We start from the raw sequence: 14,615 nt of genomic DNA on the forward strand, positions 1-14,615 counted from the left end.
GGTGGTGGAGACGGCGTGAGAAAGGCCGGACAGCCCTATCCGTTTGATGAGTTGCAGCGTCCGTTGATCATGGCGCATCGGGGGGACCCGGTGCACGCACCGGAGAATACCCTGCCCGCTTTCGAATCGGCCATTTTGCGCGGCGCGGACGCCCTGGAGGCGGATGTGCACTGGACGCGCGACGGGGTGATTGTCGTCATTCACGATGAGGTGGTCGACCGTGTGAGCGACGGCCACGGGCGGGTTCGAGACATGTCCTGGTCGGAACTGAGACGGCTTGACTTCGGCTACCGATTCACCCTGGACGGGCGGACGTTTCCCTATCGCGGCCGAGGCATCCGCATGCTCACGCTGCGTGAACTGCTGACGCGCTTTCCCGAGGCGCGATTCAATATCGACATCAAGCCGAAAGATCCCCCATCTCTCGCACAATTCGTGCGTGAAGTGGTCGAGTGCCGGGCCGAACGGCGAGTGTTCGCGGCGTCATTTCACCATAAGGTGCTGAACCGGCTTCGCAGGATCTACCCGCAGCTCGCCACCGGTGCGTCCCCGTGCGAGGCCATGGCCGCTTTGGCGCGCCTGCACGCCGGCGTCGGGCTGGGACGGGTGAAGTACAAAGCCTTGCAGGTGCCTCCCAGGGTGCGTGGCATTCCCTGGTTGACGGAGCGGTGGTTGGAACGGGCGCATCGGGCCGGATTGGCGGTGCACGTGTGGACGGTCAACGATCCGGCTGATATGGAACGGCTTTTCGATCTGGGCGTCGATGGCATTGTCACGGATGATCCGGGCCAGGGGGTGGCGGTTCGCGCTCGGTGGGCGGCGCGCCAACCCCGGGAAGGCGGGAGGACGAAGTGGATATCCTGAAGCGAAATCTAAAGGAATTGGATTTCACGTTGATCGGGACGCTGGTGGCACTCGGCGCCTTCGGGTGCCTCGCTGTGCTGGCGGCGACCTACGGCAAATCGGCATCCAACATGCCGAGTCATCCGGTGGCAAAGCAGATCCTTTGGCAGACCGTGGGCTTTGTGGTCATGTGGTTCGTGGTCGCGTATGATTACCGGTCCCTTCGCAAGTGGCGATGGTGGTTATACGGGATCTCCATCTTCCTGTTGCTCGCCGTGTTTGCCCGGCCCGCCATTCAGGGGGCTCACGCCTGGCTGGACTTCGGACCGGTCAGCCTGCAGCCCTCCGAGTTCGCCAAGCTCACGATGATCATCGCCATCGCGGGCCATATGGCGAACGTGGACGAACAGGAGTTTCCCGACTACGGCCTGCGCAACACCTGGCAGGTGTTCGTCCTGTTTGCCATTCCGTTCGTGCTGACGCTGAAGGAGCCGGCCCTGGGACAAGCCCTGGTGATGTTCGCCATCGCCGGGACGATGTACACGGTCTTCGCCCGACGGTCGCACTTCGTCTTGATCATCGGCTCCATCGTCGTGGTCGTCGCAGGACTGGTGGTGGTCGCCACCCAGTTTCCGGACAAGGCGCAGCAGTTCGTGAATGGGGTCCTGGTCAAGCACCATCTGCTCAAACCGTTCCAAGCGGACCGCATCGTCACCTGGCTGGATCCGCAGTACGATCCGCTGAACACCGGCTATAATGTCCGCCAGGCGCAGATCGCCGTCGGATCCGGTCAGATCTTCGGCGAGGGCCTGTTCAACGGCATCGAGACGCGCGGCGGCTGGGTACCGAACCAGTGGAACGACTACATCTTCACGGCCATCGCCGAAGAGTTCGGTTTCGTGGGCTCGAGTCTGCTCATCTTCCTGTTCCTCGTCTTCCTGCACCGGTTGGTGCGCATCGCCCGGACGGCACAGGATACGTTCGGTACCTACCTGGTGATGGGCATGGTCGGCATGTTCGCCTTCCAGGTGTTTGAGAACATCGGGATGGACATGTACCTCAGCCCGTCGACCGGCATCACGTTGCCGTTCATCAGCTACGGCGGCAGTTCCGTCGTGGCAAACTACGTGATGGTCGGGCTCGCGCTGAGCGTGTCCTTGCGCCGCAGGAAGCTTCGGTTCGACTGAGGTTGCCGCGGGGAGGGCGGCGCATGGCCGGCCTGCGAGTGGGCACGCTGATCCCAAATCCACTTTTGGCTGGTCGCAGGGGGAGGGATCCGCATGCTTCACGTCCGCGGCGTGCCCGTACGCGAGATTGGCGGTTTGCCGTACGCCGTGCACCAAGTGGGCGATCACGCGTGGCAGATCGTGATTGAGAATTGCGCCCGGCACCCCGCCGGGTACACGTTTGCGCCGGTCTACGGATCGAAAGAGGAAGCCATGGCGGCCTTGGAGGCTTGGCCGGACGCCAGTGCGCGTTTTCACGCGTACGCGGGGGACGACACGGGGGCTTCCTGGCTCGTGTGCAACGAGGACTCCTGAGGATTGCATGTCCCTCTCTGGCATGAGAGAATGGGACAGCAGCAGGGAGGGGGTTCGAGTTTCATGCGCGTACCGATGGCCGACCGAATGGAACGATTGCCAAAACAGTTTTTTGCCAATCTGGTGGCGCGGGTCAACGAACGGATACGGGCGGGGCGGGACGTCATCAATCTCGGGCAAGGCAACCCGGATCTGCCGACTCCGGCCCATGTGGTCGAGGCGTTGCGCGACGCGGCGCGCGATCCCAAAACCCATCGGTACCCGCCGTTTTCGGGGCTGCCCACACTGAAGCGCGCGGTGGCCCAATTCTACGAACGGGAGTACGGGGTAAAGGTGGATCCCGAGCGGGAGGTCGCCATCCTCGTCGGGGGCAAGACCGGGCTCGTGGAGCTGAGCGAAATCTACCTCAATCCAGGCGATGCCGCGCTCGTGCCCGACCCCGGGTACCCGGATTACCTCTCCGGCATCGCGTTGGCGGGCGGAGAGGCCATTCCATATCCCATCACCGCCGAAACCGGATACCTGCCGGACCTCAGCACCATCTCGGACGCGGCGTGGCGGCGGACGAAACTGTGGTTCCTCAATTATCCCAACAACCCGACGGGCGCCGTCGCGCCGGCTTCCTTTTTCGCCGAAGCGGTTGCGCTCGCCGAGGAGCGGGGCGTCATCGTGGTGCACGATTTCGCCTACGGGGCCATCGGATACGACGGCTTCCGTCCGCCTTCCTTCCTCGCCACACCGGGTGCCAAACAGGTGGGCGTCGAAATCTACACCATGAGCAAGACCTACAACATGGCGGGCTGGCGCCTCGCCTTCGCCGTCGGCAATCCGGATGTCGTATCGGCCATCAACCTGATGCAGGATCACTACTACGTGTCTGTATTCGCCGCGGTCCAGCTGGCGGGGGTCGCCGCGCTGACGGGTTCGCAGGCGTGCGTACGGGCGTTGGTGGAGACATATCAGTCCCGGCGGGACGCGTTTATCGGCGAACTGGCGAGGCACGGCGTACAGGTGCCTGCGCCGAAGGGGTCGTTTTTCGTGTGGATGCCTGTACCACGAGGGTACACCTCGGCCGAGTTCGCCGATCATCTGCTCGATCACGCCGACGTCATGGTCGCCCCGGGCATCGGCTTTGGCGTCCACGGGGAAGGGTTTGTTCGGATTGGGCTGCTGGATGAGGAGGTGAGACTCCGGGAGGCGGCGCGGCGAATCGCCGCGGCCCTGTGATGAGCGCGGCCCTGTGGTCAGCCCGGTCCTGTCCGTGAGGTGAGCGCCGCCTCGGCCCTCCATCCCCATGATGCGCTTCACGAAGATCGTGGCCGGCTGGGCTCAGCCGGCCTTCGGCGCGGGCCGGGCATCGCGTCACGGGCGTTCCGGCCCCTCACCGGGTTGCGTCTTGCTGCGGAACTTGTCCGCCAACTCCACCAGCCACACGTGATGGTATGGCACCTGGTACAGCACCGGTTCCACGCGCGTATCTCCCGGTCCCAGCTTGTACATCCACACCGTCGTCTCGCTGGGAATTCCCTCGTGCATCCGGATGCCGAGGTGAATGGAGTCCCGGTAGCCGTTTTTATACGCGATGACCCCCAGCTGCCCATGCAACTCCGCCACCATCGGCCGGTAGCGGGGATTGCGGATGATGGGTGCGTCCATCCACTGGGTGTAGCCGTCCGGCCCCGTGGTGGCCCGCTGTTCGGTTTCAATCAGGACCACCTCTGCCCCCTCGATCGGCTGCTGCGTCCGGCCGTCAATCACCCGTACGCGCAGCTTCGAAGTGGGCCAGGGGACGTAGGGGCTGAACTGCGTCTGCGCCGATCCAGGGGTCGGCGGTGGCAACGGCGCGGGCATGGATGGCCGCTGGGTCTCCGGTGCGGCTGGGTCGCTCTCTGGCACGGCCGGGACCGGCGGAGCCTGTTGCACCTGCCCAGAGCTTGGGCCCGGAACGGGTTGCGCCGTCACGGTGGAGACGGGCCACGTGGTCCACGCCGTCATACAGGCACACAGCATTAAGGTAGGAACCCACCTGTGTCGGATGGTCACACGCATTCCTCCTTTACCTCAGCGAATCCATCGCAGCGTTCGATCCATATAGTAGAACTGCAGGATCTGGACCCAGTTCCGGCCTCGCTCCGCCCAATACTGACTGCCCCACTGTGCCATCTTCTGTGCGTTGCGGTATTGCCAGTTTGGGCTGTTGCGATAACCTGCGCGGTAGTTCAATTCGATGATCTCCCCGTTTTGTTTGACGTAGGCCGCGTTACGCACCGCCTGCACCGCCGCATTGGTCTCGGGCTGCCTGGACCAGTAGCGGAAAGTCTGGAAGTTGACCGTATTGTCGACGTCGAATGTGAAGCCGTCGATCGTCACGGGGTGCAGGTGATGGTACCAGGCGAACATCTTTACCGCCATCGCACCCGCCTTCAACGCCTCAATGTGCCAGGAGGGCACCCACTCGTTGGGCAGGACGTCCTCGCAGTACTCCTCGAACGGGACGGTCTGCACCCACACGATGCGGCCCCGCGGATCCGATTCCCCGCTCGGGTTCTCCGACCGGATGGCCACCCGGATGGTGGATGGCAGCGGGGTGTTGTAAATGGTGTGCTCTGCCCGCGCTTCGGGCGCGTGGAGCACGGTGAACCCCAAGCACACCAACGCGGACAGACCGCCGAGGATGAACTTGTTCATCGGCTTCCCCCTACCCTGTGCATCTCTGTCTGTCCTGTACGTTCCCCACTTCCGTGGAAGTCATGCACCCTGGGGGCAGGAAGTGGGCGTCTCGGTGTGACATCCCAAAGGCATCACGCTAAAATAATGAAGATGTGTTGCGCCGGTCTTCCGGCGTCTGCGCCACCGAAGGGAGGTCTGCGGCTTGGAGAAGCTCAATCTCACCGGCAAGTCGAAGCACAGCTCCGACGATGCGCTGCGGGGCTTGTCCGCGGTGTTTGTGGACGGGGAACGGGTGTTCATCGACAATGGCGCCATCCATGCCAAAAGCAATTTGGAACGGGGCCTGACATTCGTAAAGAACCGTGAGGAGGTACCGAATCCGCGCGAGGTGTGGGTGTTTTGGATCACACTGCGGCGCGGCCCGGACGGTCAAGGGTATCACGGAGCGATGCCGTTTCGCCTGTGGGTAGACGCGGAGGCGGGTGTCGGCTTCAAGTCGCTCGCGGAGCAGGTCAACAAGATGGAAAAGGCCGTCAAGGGCCAGGTCGATCTCACCGGCGTGCCCGACGAAGTGGTGGCGCGTGTGAGCGGGTTTTTGAAGCAGCTTCGCCCCGACCTGTGGGATCATGCGGGCGAGGCGTTCCGGACGGCCTTTGCGGCCCCAAGCCAACCGGAATCGTGAGCGCAGGACCTTGACGGGAGACATCCAGGGGGAGCAGGAGGAGACGAGCGGGTTGAACCAACACGACACACCGCTGTTCAGCGCCCTGTTGGCGCACGCCAAGCGCAATCCGATTCAATTTCACATCCCTTCGCACAAACGCGGGCGCGGCATGCACTCGGCGTTTCAGGCGTTCATCGGCCAGAACGCGCTGTCCATCGATCTGATCAACATCGCGCCGCTGGACGACCTGCACAATCCGACAGGCATCATCAAAGAGGCCCAGGCGTTGGCTGCGGAAGCGTTCGGGGCGGACGAGACATTCTTCTCCGTGCAGGGGACGAGCACGGCCATCATGGCCATGGTGCTCGCCACGGTCGGGCCCGATGAGAAGATCCTCGTGCCACGCAACGTGCACAAGTCCGTGCTGACGGCCATCATGCTCTCCGGTGCCCGTCCCGTGTTCTTGCATCCCGAGGTGGATACGGAACTCGGCATCATGCACGGACTGTCCGTGGAGACCGTGGAGCAAGCGCTGTTCCAAAACCCCGATGCAAAGGCGCTGGTGGTCATCAACCCGACGTACTTCGGCATCGCCGCGGATCTGAGGCGAATCGTGGAGATCGCACACCGGTACGACGTTCCGGTCCTGGTCGACGAGGCGCACGGAATTCACACGGCCTTTCACGAGGACCTGCCTGTATCGGCCATGCAGGCGGGTGCCGACATGGCGGCGACGAGCGTACACAAACTCGGCGGATCGATGACCCAATCCAGCGTCCTCAACGTCCGTCGGGGGCTCGTGGACCCGCGCCACGTCCAGGTGGTATTGAGCATGCTCACCACGACCTCTACGTCGTATCTGTTGCTCGCTTCCCTGGACGCGGCTCGTAAGGAATTGGCGCTATACGGCCGGGAGCGGATGGAAAAAGCCATCGCGCTGGCGAACGAAGCGCGCCGCCTGGTCAACCAAATCCCGGGGCTGTACTGTCCGGGCCGGGAGATCCTGCGCAGCAGCGCGACCTATGCTCTCGATCCGACCAAGCTGATCATCTCTGTCAAAGACCTGGGGCTGCGTGGATACGATGTGGAGGTCATGCTGCGGGAGGAGTTCAATATCGAAGTCGAGTTGAGCGACCTGTACAACGTATTGTGCGTCATCTCTTGGGGGGATGAGCGGGAGGACATCCTGCGCTTGGTGGACGCGCTGGCGCACATCTCCGCCGCGTATCGGGATCAGATCGGGAAACGGACAGTACAGGTGAAGGTGCCGTCGATGCCGGAATTGAGGATGTCGCCGCGGGACGCGTTCTACGCGAAGACCGAGGTGGTTCCGTTCCACGAGTCCGTCGGCCGGACCATCGCCGAGATGATCATGGTGTATCCCCCGGGAATCCCCATCCTCTTGCCGGGTGAGGTGGTGTCCCGGGATAATTTGGATTATATTGAAGAAAACCTGCGTGCCGGACTGCCGGTGCAAGGGCCGGACGACCCGGAGATTCGCACCATCAAGGTGGTGCGGGCGTAGGGAGCCGCTTGGCCCGTGGCCGAAAACTGGCAACGGGATCGCCGACAGGAGGGATGAGGATGCCGCTTGAGGTGGGACAGGCCGCGCCGGATTTCGCTGTACCGTCGAACACAGGAGACGTCGTGACCAAAGCGGACCTCGCGGGCAAGATCGCTGTGCTGTTCTTCTATCCAAAGGATAGCACCCCAGGGTGAACGAACGAGGCGAGGGACTTCCGCGATCACATGGCGGAGTTCGCGGAAGCCGGCGCCGTCGTGTACGGCGTGTCACGGGATTCGGTCGAGTCACACAGGAAGTTCGCCGCAAAGAATGACTTGAACATGCCGCTGTTGGCAGATGTCGACGGGGCGATGTGTGCGGCGTTTGGTGTTTTGAAGGAGAAATCCATGTTCGGGAAGACCAGCATCGGGATTGAGCGGACGACATTTGTGCTGGCACCCGACGGAACGGTGGCGTACGTCTTTCCAAAGGTGAAGGTCGAAGGCCACGCCAGGGCGGTGCTCGAAGTCGTACGTGCACTGGCGAGTGGTGCGTCTGGCGGTGAGGCGGGCAGCGGGGGCAACGGATATGGAGCGCTCGGTCCTGAACGAGGCGTTTAGGAGTATAATGGAATCGGAAAGGAGGGGGAGACCCGATGGTGACGCTGACCGACAGCGCCGCCGCCAAACTGCGCGAGATGATAGAAGGGCGCGGCGAGGATGAGCGGGCGCTTCGCCTCTATGTAAAGCCGGGTGGCTGTTCTGGATTCAGCTACGGTATGGCGCTGGACGCGCCGAAGGATTCAGACCATCAGTACGAGATCAAGGGTGTGTTGGTGGTGGTGGACCCGGACACGCTGGCATTGATCGACGGATCTGAGGTGGATTACGTGGACGACATCACCGGGCAGGGATTTCGCATCCTCAACCCCAATGCGTCCACCACATGCGGCTGCGGGTCGAGCTTCCGCACGCCGACGCATGCCGGGCAGCCGGGTTCGTGTGAGTAAAGCCGGACGGTAAAGCCTACCGGGGGATACCCCGTAGGCTTTTTCTGTCTCCACGCAAGGGGGACAAGCAGGGTGTGGACGCACAAGGTGCTCAAAGACCCGGTGCACGACGAGGTATTGGTGGAGGATCCCTGGATCTGGCGCTTGATCAACACCGCGGCGGTCCAGCGGCTGCGCCGGATTCACCAACTGGGCACGTCCTATCTGACGTTTCACGGCGCGGAACACAGCCGGTTCACCCACTCCCTCGGGGCGTATGAGACGATGCGGCGGGTGTTGCGCCACCTGGAGCAGGAGTGCGGTTGGCCCAAGGATGAGCGGGATAAAAAGTTGGCGTTGGCGGCGGCGTTGTTGCACGACGTGGGGCACGGGCCGTTCTCGCACACGTTTGAGAGCGTGTACGATGTGCATCACGAGCAGTGGACGCGCCGGATTCTGCTTGAGGACGAAGAGATTCGAGGCCTGCTCGACGAGGTCGATTCGAACTTTGCAGGCGATCTCGTGGCGCTGTTGCAGAAGCAGTCGGATTCCGTGATTCAGCAGCTGATCACCAGCCAGCTGGACGTGGATCGAATGGACTACCTGCTCCGGGACGCACTGCACACCGGGGTGTCGTACGGCCGATTCGAGTTGGCACGGTTGGTCCGTTCCCTCACCCTGGCCGACGGGCAGGTGGTGCTCAAGGCGAACGCGATCCATACCGTCGAACAGTACATCCTCGCCCGCTATTTCATGTACACGCAGGTCTATCTGCACCCGGTGACCATCGGCAGTGATGTGTTGGTTGGCCAGATCCTGCGCCGGGCGGGGGAGCTGTGGAAACAGGGCGCCGGTTTGGAGATGCCCGAGCCGCTCGCCGCGCTGTTTGGAGAGAGCCAGGGCGTGTCTGTGGCCGATTACTTGGAGATGGACGAGTCGACGCTCCTGTACGCATTTCGGCGCTGGACGAAAGGACCAGACCCGGTACTCTCGGATCTGTCGCGGCGGTTTTTGAACCGCAAACTGTTTGCGGCTGTCGAAAGGGTGGAGCCGGACAGCGGGGAGTGGGCCGCGTTGCGGACGGCCGCCCGGGCACTTGGATTCCATCCGGACTACTACGTTTGCGGCCGTTCCTCCGCCATCGCCGCGTATGTGTATCGCGGCGAGGGGATCCCCATCCTGAAATCGGACGGGACGGTCAGCGAGCTCAGCCGGGAATCCCGAATCGTACGATCGCTCATCCCCGACTCGGAATACCGGCTGTTCTTGCCAAAGGAGATGTTGGAAGGCGATGGACCGGTGGTGGAACGGGTTCGATCCCTGGTTTACGGGCGCGCCAGGTGAGGTGAGGGTCAGCCGGCGCGCCGGGCATGCCTTTGCCCGAACCAGAACCACAAGACGGCCAGAACCAATACCGCGACTCCGAACACTGTAAGGGGCTTTAGGTATGTCCCGACGGCTTCCCAATGCTTACCAAGTTGGAATCCACCCCAGGCGAGGGCGAAGTTCCAAGGGAGGGAACCGAGGGCGGAGTAGACGACAAAGCGAGGCAGGCTCATCTTGCCGATGCCAGCGGGCAGGGAGATGAACGTCCTGAGGCCGGGCAGCAGGCGGCCGAAGAACACCGTCCACTCCCCGTACCGGCCAAACCACCGTTCCGCGCTGGCCAGGTGGCGCGGGCTGAGCAGAATGTAGCGTCCGTACCTGAGGATCAAGGGACGGCCGCCGCGCCAGCCGATCCAATACGCGATCAAGCCTCCGACCACGTTGGCAACGGTGGCCGAGATGACGGCTGCCGCAAAGGACAACTGGTGGTTGTAGGCCAGATACCCTGCGTACGGCACCACGGCCTCGCTTGGAATGGGGATACATGCGCTTTCCAGTGTCATCAAGACAAAGATGGCCACAATACCGTACTGAGACACCCAAAGGCTCAAGTGTTCCGCCAATCGGTCGTCCTCCTTCGCAATCAGGCACCCAGGTACTCGTGTGTCACGTCCATCGTACAGGATCCATGAAAAAATGTGAATGGAAGCGGGCTTTGTGTCAGGCTTCGCCATAATTCCCGTTGACAGATGGAGCGGCAGTCCTACAATGGGATTCGTGGGTTGGCGCGATCTGGACCGGCAACGCCGTGGAGCCCACCATGACGGAATCACGAGAGGGGATGTTGAATGTCCCTGTTCAGTGCCTTTTTGAATACGCTGTACGCCGCCATGCAGTTATTTACCGGTGCCATCGGCGTGTATCAGATCGTGTTGTCCCTGTTCGGGGTGTGGTACCGGCGAAAGCCATTGCGCCATCCGCCGCAAAAGCGATTCGCCGTCATCATCCCGGCGCACAATGAAGAGCAGGTCATCGGGCCGTTGGTCGACAGCCTGATGGCGCAGGAATACCCGCGCGAACTGTACGACGTCCACGTGATCGCCGACAATTGCACCGATCATACCCGAGAGGTCGCACTCAAGCACGGCGCAGCGGTCCACGTCCGCAACAGCGAAGATAAGCGCGGCAAAGGATATGCCATCGAATGGATGTTGGACCGGTTGTGGAAATCCGGCGTTCAGTACGATGCCATCGTCATGTTCGATGCGGACAATCTGGTCGCGCCAGACTTTTTACGGATCATGAACGACCGGTTGTGCGACGGCCACAAGGTCATCCAGGGGTATCTGGGGGTCAAGAACCCGTTCGACACGTGGGTCAGCGTCTCGATGGCGATCTCGTATTGGTACAGTAACCGGATGTGGCAGAATGCCCGACAGAACCTGGGGTTGTCCTGTTCCCTCGGGGGTACCGGGCTATGTATCGACATGGCGCTGCTGCGCGAGATGGGCTGGGGGGCCACGGGCCTCACGGAGGACCTGGAGTTCGGGGTGCGCTGCGTCGAACGCGGCATTTATCCAATCTGGGCGCACGACGCCAAGGTGTACGACGAAAAGCCGACGACCTTGATGGCGTCCATGCGCCAGCGGCTGCGCTGGATGCAGGGGCACTTCCACTGTGCTGGGCGGCACATGATCCCGCTCATTAAGGCCGGATTGGTCGAACGGAACCTGGCCAAGCTGGACGCGGGCATCTACCTGTTCCAGCCGATGCGCTTTCTGATCCTGTTTTTGACGTCGTTGATGATGCTCTTGCAGATCTCGACGCCGCAGACCACGTGGATGTCTCACATCACGTCGCTGCTGCCGACCAGCTTCTGGGTGATCGTCAACGTGCTGCTGTATCTGCAGATGCCGTTGGCGTTGTTGCTGGAACGGGTGAACTGGCGCGCTTACGTGGGGCTCATCATCCTGCCCTTCTTCCTGTGGACGTGGGGCCCTGTGGTGTTGCAGGCGTATTTCACCAAGTCCAACCGGAAATGGGCGCACACCGTGCACAAGCGCGCCATACGCCTGGATCAACTGCGCAGCCGTTGAGTCCCCGCCCGAGCCGGGGCGGGGACGTCACGGCGTCTCCATCATCCGGAGCAGCGCATCGCGAACAGACATTCCGGGCCGAATACCCAGACTTTCTGCGGCCTGTGTGCAGGATTCCACGGTCCCGTTCACCAGTTCATCAAGGGTTCGCACGCCTACGGCCCGTGCGGCCACGATACCTCGGTCGGCGAGGCGTTCGCGCAGCAGCTGAATGTCGAGCGCACCGCACATGACGTACCCGTGGTCGGTGGTGATCACGAGCAGATTGGTCTTGGGCAGATCCACCTCAATCGCCACGGCGGCGTGATCGCCAATCCAGACCGGTTGCACCTTCACCATCGCAGATTCCCCTTTCGCGTATCCTCCACAACCTATGGGTTGAGAATCCGTTTCGTGCAGGCCACTCATGCCTTCGCTGCGGTTTGTGGTACCATGGACATGGACAGGAACGCCTGATACGAGAGGTGTCGTGCTGACGGCGCTCATGCTGGGAGGAACTGTGGAAATGCAGACGGACCTGGTGCAGTTCTTGCTTGGCTTGTGGAAAAATGCTCCTTTGATGGCAGCCGTGACCGCCATCTGCGTTGGCCAACTGGCCAAAATTCCGCTGCATTACTTGTTGTACCGGGAGTGGGACCTGCACAAGGTGATCGACGCGGGGGGCATGCCGAGCTCCCATGCAGCCGGAGCAGCGGCTTTGACGGTGGCCCTGGCGTATGTCGTGGGTCCGGAATCACCGGTGTTTGCGACGGCCGTCGTGTTCGCCGTGATCGTCATGTATGACGCCGGCGGTATCCGCCGCCATGCCGGTGAGCACGCGGTTTTATTGAATCGATTGGCCATGGAATTGGCTGAGTCGGGCATCGCCGTCCAGGCGGCGAGCACCGTGCGCGAAGGAGAGCGCCTGAAGGAGATCCTCGGACATGAGCCCCGCGAGGTGGTCGTCGGCGCCATCCTCGGCGCCGTGGTCGGGGCGGTGTTCGGGAAGTGGTGGTGAGGTCGTGCGGATGAGACCGGGCGGGTCTCACTCCGCCCGATCCGCCTCAGCGGTCATATCCACGTCAGCGGGTGCGCAGATCCCCGGTGTCCTGCGTTTAGGACCCCATCTCTCCGGATTCGGAGTCCTCGCTCGAATCATCCTCTTCACTGTGGGGGGAGGCGTGAAAGATTTCGCTCTCCCGCCGGATCTTGTCAACGAGGATGCGCAGGGCGAGCTCGGGGGAATCGACCACGTTGGATCCGTAGACAATGAGGCGTTCGCTGTCTTCGGGAACACCGATGGCATAGCACGTGCCGTCGGGGTTCTCAAACAACTCCACCCGGTACATCTGTTCCGGGGTGGTGTATTCAAACACCTGTTTTCGGCGCAGCGTACATCCTTTCGGAACGGGCACGCTGTGCCACCAGGGCGGGGATGGAGGCATGACTCGTCACTCCTTGCCGGGACTCGAAATGAAGCCATAGAGGGCGTCGGGATCATTGTAGCACAGGCCGCCTGGCGGAGGAGGAGATGCCATGCATCTGCAGGCGAGAGCCCTCAACATGGACCCTGCGCGGCGGCATCGACCGCAGGCGGTCCTCGTCTTTCCGGTGTTGTCTGGCCGCTTGCTGTGGGTTCGCCATCCGGTCCGCGGGTGGGAGGTCCCCGGCGGCAAGCTGGAGCCCGGGGAGGATCCCGAGGCAGCCGCACGCCGCGAAGTATGGGAAGAAGCGGGGGCCACGCTGCGTGACCTGTCGTGGATCGCAGAGTACTGGGTCCCCGATACAGCGTCGTACAAGTGGGTCTACGTCGGCATCGTCGACGACTGGCACGCTCGGCCTCCGGAAAGTGAGATCGTGGACGTCCAGTGCAGGCGGGGGCTCCCGGCGCCGGAGCAGCTTCAATCGGCGGCCGGTGTCAGCTTTGTCCTGAAAGATGCAGTCTACGCAAAGGTCTATCCCATCCTCCAGCGTGTTCTGCAATCGCATGACGGCTGAGGGTACTCTATTGTACTGCCAACCGGAAAGGCCCAACAGGAAGGAAGGCCGCCCCCGGCATACGGGTGACGGCCTTTCCTGTCGGTTCGATCCCGCTGAAGCGGGGATGCTACACCTCGGCGGTACAAAGCGTGGCTCCTCACGCGAACTCTTTCACGAAGCTGTCGAACACCGCGGGATCGAGGCGCAAGTCGGCCTCCAGGATCGGTGTCTCGCGATAGCCCGGAATCTGATCCTCGTATGCCACTCGTGACTCGTCCTTGTAGATCAACCCTGTGCACAGGCCGTTGGTCTCGATAACAGTCTTCATCGCCATCGCGCGATCGGTCGGATCGTACCCTTCCACCTGGTCCAGGTTGGTGATGTGTTCGCGGAAGAAGTCGTATGTGTTGACCTTGTTGTACGTCACGCACGGGCTGAACACGTTGATGAGCGCGAAACCTTTGTACTCGATGGCTTGCTGGATCAAGGACACCAGCTGGTTGACGTCGCTGGAGAAACCCTGCGCCAAAAAGCCGATGCCCGCGGCCAACGCGATCTGGGACGGCACGAGGGCGTTCTCAATGTTGCCCTCCGGCGTCGTCTTGGCTGTGAAACCTTTGGCGCTGGTCGGGGAGTGCTGGCCCTTGGTCAGACCGTAGATCTGGTTGTCCATGACGATGTACGTGATGTCCATGTTCCGGCGCACCGCGTGCATGAAGTGGTTGAGGCCGATGCCGAATCCGTCGCCGTCGCCGCCCGCCGCGATGACGGTGAGGTTGCGGTTGGCGAGCTTGAGACCCTGGGCGGCCGGCAGGGCGCGACCGTGGACTCCGTGGAATCCGTAGGTGTTGATATACCCAGAGATGCGGCCCGAGCACCCGATGCCGGAGACGATGGCCACCTCATGCGGCTCCTTGCCCATGGCGGCCAACGCTCGCTGAATGGACGCCTGCACCGCGAAGTCGCCGCATCCGGGGCACCAGTTTGGCCGGACGTCGTTGCGGAAATCTTTTACCGTCGCCAT

18 protein-coding genes are annotated in these 14,615 nt (G+C 62.3%); 12 read left to right on the forward strand and 6 right to left on the reverse strand.

The genetic code is table 11. The features are described 5' to 3' along the window. Positions 1-15 precede the first annotated feature (15 nt). The 4 genes from N687_RS0118405 to N687_RS0118420 all read left to right on the forward strand — a co-directional run bounded on the left by N687_RS0118405 (position 16) and on the right by N687_RS0118420 (position 3,611). Positions 16-864 (forward strand): glycerophosphodiester phosphodiesterase, encoded by an 849-nt coding sequence (locus N687_RS0118405; RefSeq protein ID WP_231493533.1) that lies wholly within the window; start codon positions 16-18, stop codon positions 862-864. After that, positions 852-2,030 (forward strand): FtsW/RodA/SpoVE family cell cycle protein, encoded by a 1,179-nt coding sequence (locus tag N687_RS0118410; protein ID WP_029423261.1) that lies wholly within the window; start codon positions 852-854, stop codon positions 2,028-2,030. The genes N687_RS0118405 and N687_RS0118410 overlap by 13 nt, the downstream gene beginning before the upstream one ends. 93 nt (positions 2,031-2,123) lie before the next feature. Then, a complete protein-coding gene (locus N687_RS0118415; protein WP_029423262.1) occupies positions 2,124-2,384 on the forward strand; it encodes a hypothetical protein in 261 nt (86 codons plus the stop codon). A gap of 63 nt (positions 2,385-2,447) precedes the next feature. Continuing rightward, positions 2,448-3,611 (forward strand): pyridoxal phosphate-dependent aminotransferase, encoded by a 1,164-nt coding sequence (locus N687_RS0118420; RefSeq protein WP_029423263.1) that lies wholly within the window; start codon positions 2,448-2,450, stop codon positions 3,609-3,611. A gap of 135 nt (positions 3,612-3,746) precedes the next feature. On the opposite strand, the gene N687_RS0118425 is transcribed toward N687_RS0118420, so the two are convergent. Continuing rightward, complete coding sequence (locus N687_RS0118425; protein ID WP_231493534.1) at positions 3,747-4,427, reverse strand: carboxypeptidase-like regulatory domain-containing protein; 681 nt, start codon at positions 4,425-4,427, stop codon at positions 3,747-3,749. Positions 4,428-4,445: 18 nt separating this feature from the next. Further along, positions 4,446-5,072 (reverse strand): SpoIID/LytB domain-containing protein, encoded by a 627-nt coding sequence (locus tag N687_RS0118430; protein ID WP_051663450.1) that lies wholly within the window; start codon positions 5,070-5,072, stop codon positions 4,446-4,448. 184 nt (positions 5,073-5,256) lie between these two features. Here N687_RS0118430 and N687_RS0118435 point away from each other — a divergent pair, with 184 nt between their 5' ends. The 5 genes from N687_RS0118435 to N687_RS0118455 all read left to right on the forward strand — a co-directional run bounded on the left by N687_RS0118435 (position 5,257) and on the right by N687_RS0118455 (position 9,554). Continuing rightward, a complete protein-coding gene (locus N687_RS0118435) occupies positions 5,257-5,736 on the forward strand; it encodes a YwhD family protein (protein ID WP_029423266.1) in 480 nt (159 codons plus the stop codon). 52 nt (positions 5,737-5,788) lie between these two features. Beyond that, complete coding sequence (locus N687_RS0118440; protein ID WP_029423267.1) at positions 5,789-7,243, forward strand: aminotransferase class I/II-fold pyridoxal phosphate-dependent enzyme; 1,455 nt, start codon at positions 5,789-5,791, stop codon at positions 7,241-7,243. 59 nt (positions 7,244-7,302) lie between these two features. After that, positions 7,303-7,842, forward strand: coding sequence for a peroxiredoxin (locus N687_RS21520; RefSeq protein ID WP_081841559.1), 540 nt, complete (start codon positions 7,303-7,305; stop codon positions 7,840-7,842). A gap of 35 nt (positions 7,843-7,877) precedes the next feature. After that, entirely contained in the window at positions 7,878-8,231 is a 354-nt protein-coding gene (locus N687_RS0118450) for a HesB/IscA family protein (RefSeq protein WP_029423268.1), read from the forward strand. A 72-nt stretch (positions 8,232-8,303) separates the two neighbouring features. Continuing rightward, a complete protein-coding gene (locus N687_RS0118455) occupies positions 8,304-9,554 on the forward strand; it encodes an HD domain-containing protein (RefSeq protein ID WP_029423269.1) in 1,251 nt (416 codons plus the stop codon). Between the two features lie 8 nt (positions 9,555-9,562). Here the strand turns inward: N687_RS0118455 and N687_RS0118460 are convergent, their stop codons facing one another. Further along, the gene (locus N687_RS0118460) at positions 9,563-10,159 is read right to left on the reverse strand and encodes a DedA family protein (protein WP_029423270.1); all 597 of its coding nucleotides are present in this window, start codon (positions 10,157-10,159) and stop codon (positions 9,563-9,565) included. A gap of 225 nt (positions 10,160-10,384) precedes the next feature. Between N687_RS0118460 and N687_RS0118465 the strand changes: the two genes are divergently transcribed. After that, positions 10,385-11,632 carry a glycosyltransferase family 2 protein gene (locus N687_RS0118465; RefSeq protein WP_029423271.1) on the forward strand — a complete coding sequence of 416 codons (1,248 nt, stop codon included), beginning with the start codon at positions 10,385-10,387 and terminating at the stop codon, positions 11,630-11,632. A gap of 27 nt (positions 11,633-11,659) precedes the next feature. Here the strand turns inward: N687_RS0118465 and N687_RS0118470 are convergent, their stop codons facing one another. Further along, positions 11,660-11,971, reverse strand: coding sequence for a YunC family protein (locus N687_RS0118470; protein ID WP_029423272.1), 312 nt, complete (start codon positions 11,969-11,971; stop codon positions 11,660-11,662). Positions 11,972-12,137: 166 nt separating this feature from the next. Here N687_RS0118470 and N687_RS0118475 point away from each other — a divergent pair, with 166 nt between their 5' ends. Beyond that, positions 12,138-12,629 carry a divergent PAP2 family protein gene (locus tag N687_RS0118475; RefSeq protein WP_029423273.1) on the forward strand — a complete coding sequence of 164 codons (492 nt, stop codon included), beginning with the start codon at positions 12,138-12,140 and terminating at the stop codon, positions 12,627-12,629. 97 nt (positions 12,630-12,726) lie between these two features. Here the strand turns inward: N687_RS0118475 and N687_RS0118480 are convergent, their stop codons facing one another. Then, a complete protein-coding gene (locus N687_RS0118480; RefSeq protein ID WP_029423274.1) occupies positions 12,727-13,056 on the reverse strand; it encodes a hypothetical protein in 330 nt (109 codons plus the stop codon). Between the two features lie 91 nt (positions 13,057-13,147). Here N687_RS0118480 and N687_RS0118485 point away from each other — a divergent pair, with 91 nt between their 5' ends. Next, on the forward strand, positions 13,148-13,609 hold the full coding sequence (locus N687_RS0118485; RefSeq protein WP_051663451.1) for an NUDIX domain-containing protein: 462 nt from the start codon (positions 13,148-13,150) through the stop codon (positions 13,607-13,609). 139 nt (positions 13,610-13,748) lie between these two features. On the opposite strand, the gene N687_RS0118490 is transcribed toward N687_RS0118485, so the two are convergent. Further along, positions 13,749-14,615, reverse strand: coding sequence for a 2-oxoacid:ferredoxin oxidoreductase subunit beta (locus N687_RS0118490; RefSeq protein ID WP_029423276.1), 867 nt, complete (start codon positions 14,613-14,615; stop codon positions 13,749-13,751).

The sequence above is a fragment of the Alicyclobacillus macrosporangiidus CPP55 genome, assembly GCF_000702485.1.
Lineage (GTDB): Bacteria > Bacillota > Bacilli > Alicyclobacillales > Alicyclobacillaceae > Alicyclobacillus_H > Alicyclobacillus_H macrosporangiidus_B.

Excerpts from the sequence above, each read along its gene's own strand:
- N687_RS0118475 (WP_029423273.1), top strand. The coding sequence starts at position 12,138 with ATGCAGACGGACCTGGTGCAGTTCTTGCTTGGCTTGTGGAAAAATGCT.
- N687_RS0118450 (WP_029423268.1), top strand. The coding sequence starts at position 7,878 with ATGGTGACGCTGACCGACAGCGCCGCCGCCAAACTGCGCGAGATGATA.
- N687_RS0118470 (WP_029423272.1), bottom strand. The coding sequence starts at position 11,971 with ATGGTGAAGGTGCAACCGGTCTGGATTGGCGATCACGCCGCCGTGGCG.
- N687_RS0118490 (WP_029423276.1), bottom strand. The coding sequence starts at position 14,615 with ATGGCGACGGTAAAAGATTTCCGCAACGACGTCCGGCCAAACTGGTGC.
- N687_RS0118480 (WP_029423274.1), bottom strand. The coding sequence starts at position 13,056 with ATGCCTCCATCCCCGCCCTGGTGGCACAGCGTGCCCGTTCCGAAAGGA.
- N687_RS0118485 (WP_051663451.1), top strand. The coding sequence starts at position 13,148 with ATGCATCTGCAGGCGAGAGCCCTCAACATGGACCCTGCGCGGCGGCAT.
- N687_RS0118465 (WP_029423271.1), top strand. The coding sequence starts at position 10,385 with ATGTCCCTGTTCAGTGCCTTTTTGAATACGCTGTACGCCGCCATGCAG.
- N687_RS0118415 (WP_029423262.1), top strand. The coding sequence starts at position 2,124 with ATGCTTCACGTCCGCGGCGTGCCCGTACGCGAGATTGGCGGTTTGCCG.
- N687_RS0118420 (WP_029423263.1), top strand. The coding sequence starts at position 2,448 with ATGCGCGTACCGATGGCCGACCGAATGGAACGATTGCCAAAACAGTTT.
- N687_RS0118430 (WP_051663450.1), bottom strand. The coding sequence starts at position 5,072 with ATGAACAAGTTCATCCTCGGCGGTCTGTCCGCGTTGGTGTGCTTGGGG.